This window comes from Bradyrhizobium sp. LA6.1 (assembly GCF_040547805.1).
Classification (GTDB): domain Bacteria; phylum Pseudomonadota; class Alphaproteobacteria; order Rhizobiales; family Xanthobacteraceae; genus Bradyrhizobium; species Bradyrhizobium barranii.
On the sequence record NZ_JBEPQK010000048.1, the window covers coordinates 2,501 to 5,741 of the forward strand.

Here is a 3,241-nt window from a genome sequence, read left to right on the forward strand (position 1 = left end):
GGCCCATAATACAAAAGGTACGATGTCACCCAGAACGTATCTTGGGCTCCATCTGTTTGTAGGTGTCCGGTTTCAGGTCTATTTCACTCCCCTCGTCGGGGTGCTTTTCACCTTTCCCTCACGGTACTGGTTCACTATCGGTCGCTGAGGAGTACTTAGGCTTGGAGGGTGGTCCCCCCGCGTTCAGACAGGATTTCACGTGTCCCGCCTTACTCGTGGATACATCATCGCATTACTCGTACGGGGCTATCACCCTCTAAGGCCCGGCTTTCCTGACCGGTTCCGATTGTCTTTGATGTATCACTGGCCTGGTCCGCGTTCGCTCGCCACTACTAACGGAGTCTCTGTTGATGTCCTTTCCTCCAGGTACTTAGATGTTTCAGTTCCCTGGGTTTGCTTGAAACCTCCTATGTATTCAGAAGTCTCATACCTTCTCTTGATAACCGGAAATCCAAAACCTCTTCGATCGAAATCTAAAGGTCCAGGCATCTCTCATTTCTGATCAAACCCCACACCGATGTCTTTCGACAAAGGTCTTGGAGTTCCGGCTATCGAAGGTGGGTTTCCCCATTCGGAAATCCATGGATCAAAGCTTCTTCGCAGCTCCCCACGGCTTATCGCAGCGTAGCACGTCCTTCATCGCCTCTCAGCGCCAAGGCATCCACCGAACACCCTTAAGGCACTTGATTGCTCTCATTATCAATGTCCACACACTCGGCAGAATGTTGTCTGCAGAATTACCTTGCGGCACGCGCCCTCGATGAACGCTATCTGCAGCCGGACAATGATTAGAAAGACCAGCTTGCTTCGTAAGATCGTTCCGATAGCGAGGCGGTCAAGCTTCGCTAAAAGGATCATTTACAACTCGCATTCCTTCCAGACGCAGCCTTGTGAGCTACATTGAAAGGCGCACGAGCGCCGAAATGATCCGGAGATAATGAAGTATCGCGCAACAATTGCTTGTTGCCCGATCCAACTCGGATCGATCTCCTCTTTACGATGTCAGAAATCACGCAGCTTACTGTCCATCCGGACTAGTAAGTGCGAAGTGATGTTTCGCGGACGATTTAGGTGCACGATCAGTCGATGATCAAACCATCTGGTGGAGCCAGACGGGATCGAACCGACGACCTCATGCTTGCAAAGCACGCGCTCTCCCAGCTGAGCTATGGCCCCGTAACCAGAAGACGAATGCTCACTCGATGAGTGTGGTGGGCCTGGGAAGACTTGAACTTCCGACCTCACGCTTATCAAGCGCGCGCTCTAACCAACTGAGCTACAAGCCCCTAACGCATATCCAGTCAAGGACCAGGGATTCTGCAAGCTTGCAGCCCCAGCGCGTGTTCGTCCGCGAAGAAAGAGAAACGAAGACGGCGAAATCCCGCCAATGCAGCTCAACGATCCTGACGACCGTTGGCCACTGATGTTTCTAAAACGATCCGATAGTGAGCCGAAGCTCACTGAAGGATCATCCTTAGAAAGGAGGTGATCCAGCCGCAGGTTCCCCTACGGCTACCTTGTTACGACTTCACCCCAGTCGCTGACCCTACCGTGGCCGGCTGCCTCCATTGCTGGTTAGCGCACCGTCTTCAGGTAAAACCAACTCCCATGGTGTGACGGGCGGTGTGTACAAGGCCCGGGAACGTATTCACCGTGGCGTGCTGATCCACGATTACTAGCGATTCCAACTTCATGGGCTCGAGTTGCAGAGCCCAATCCGAACTGAGACGGCTTTTTGAGATTTGCGAAGGGTTGCCCCTTAGCGTCCCATTGTCACCGCCATTGTAGCACGTGTGTAGCCCAGCCCGTAAGGGCCATGAGGACTTGACGTCATCCCCACCTTCCTCGCGGCTTATCACCGGCAGTCTCCTTAGAGTGCTCAACTAAATGGTAGCAACTAAGGACGGGGGTTGCGCTCGTTGCGGGACTTAACCCAACATCTCACGACACGAGCTGACGACAGCCATGCAGCACCTGTGTTCCAGGCTCCGAAGAGAAGGTCACATCTCTGCGACCGGTCCTGGACATGTCAAGGGCTGGTAAGGTTCTGCGCGTTGCGTCGAATTAAACCACATGCTCCACCGCTTGTGCGGGCCCCCGTCAATTCCTTTGAGTTTTAATCTTGCGACCGTACTCCCCAGGCGGAATGCTTAAAGCGTTAGCTGCGCCACTAGTGAGTAAACCCACTAACGGCTGGCATTCATCGTTTACGGCGTGGACTACCAGGGTATCTAATCCTGTTTGCTCCCCACGCTTTCGTGCCTCAGCGTCAGTATCGGGCCAGTGAGCCGCCTTCGCCACTGGTGTTCTTGCGAATATCTACGAATTTCACCTCTACACTCGCAGTTCCACTCACCTCTCCCGAACTCAAGATCTTCAGTATCAAAGGCAGTTCTGGAGTTGAGCTCCAGGATTTCACCCCTGACTTAAAGACCCGCCTACGCACCCTTTACGCCCAGTGATTCCGAGCAACGCTAGCCCCCTTCGTATTACCGCGGCTGCTGGCACGAAGTTAGCCGGGGCTTATTCTTGCGGTACCGTCATTATCTTCCCGCACAAAAGAGCTTTACAACCCTAGGGCCTTCATCACTCACGCGGCATGGCTGGATCAGGGTTGCCCCCATTGTCCAATATTCCCCACTGCTGCCTCCCGTAGGAGTTTGGGCCGTGTCTCAGTCCCAATGTGGCTGATCATCCTCTCAGACCAGCTACTGATCGTCGCCTTGGTGAGCCATTACCTCACCAACTAGCTAATCAGACGCGGGCCGATCTTTCGGCGATAAATCTTTCCCCGTAAGGGCTTATCCGGTATTAGCACAAGTTTCCCTGTGTTGTTCCGAACCAAAAGGTACGTTCCCACGCGTTACTCACCCGTCTGCCGCTGACGTATTGCTACGCCCGCTCGACTTGCATGTGTTAAGCCTGCCGCCAGCGTTCGCTCTGAGCCAGGATCAAACTCTCAAGTTGGACTTGAACTTTGAACCGGCTGATCACAACGTTTGACGAGGTCCCACCATTATTTCGACAACCGAAGTCGTCGAGCTGCCCGCGATTCACATCGCTGGCAGCGATGGTGTTTCCTTTAAAACGTGTACCGCCGAAGTCTTTCGTCCCCTCTCAGAACTCAAAAGCCGAAGCTCTTCAGTGTCCGAGAGGCGCAAGGACTCCGCCGTCCACGTTTCTCTTTCTTCATCTTCACTTGTCAAACAGCCCGGGACCAGGAGGTCCCAACCTTCCAGAG

Annotated in this window: 1 protein-coding gene, 2 tRNA genes and 2 rRNA genes (1 of these 5 only partly in view); all 5 read right to left on the bottom strand. The window is 53.7% G+C overall.

Annotation, left to right across the window (positions count from 1 at the left end):
• A 23S ribosomal RNA gene (locus ABIB99_RS44250) occupies positions 1-689 on the bottom strand (it extends 2,184 nt beyond the left edge of the window).
• Positions 690-1,100: 411 nt separating this feature from the next.
• Positions 1,101-1,176 (bottom strand) — tRNA-Ala (locus ABIB99_RS44255).
• Between the two features lie 33 nt (positions 1,177-1,209).
• A tRNA-Ile gene (locus ABIB99_RS44260) sits at positions 1,210-1,286 on the bottom strand.
• Positions 1,287-1,478: 192 nt separating this feature from the next.
• Positions 1,479-2,967 (bottom strand): 16S ribosomal RNA (locus ABIB99_RS44265).
• Together the 16S and 23S rRNA genes with 2 tRNA genes alongside form the textbook arrangement of a ribosomal RNA operon.
• 86 nt (positions 2,968-3,053) lie before the next feature.
• Positions 3,054-3,241, bottom strand: a 188-nt coding sequence (locus ABIB99_RS44270; RefSeq protein ID WP_354182261.1) for a hypothetical protein, incomplete at its 5' end; no start/stop codon positions are given.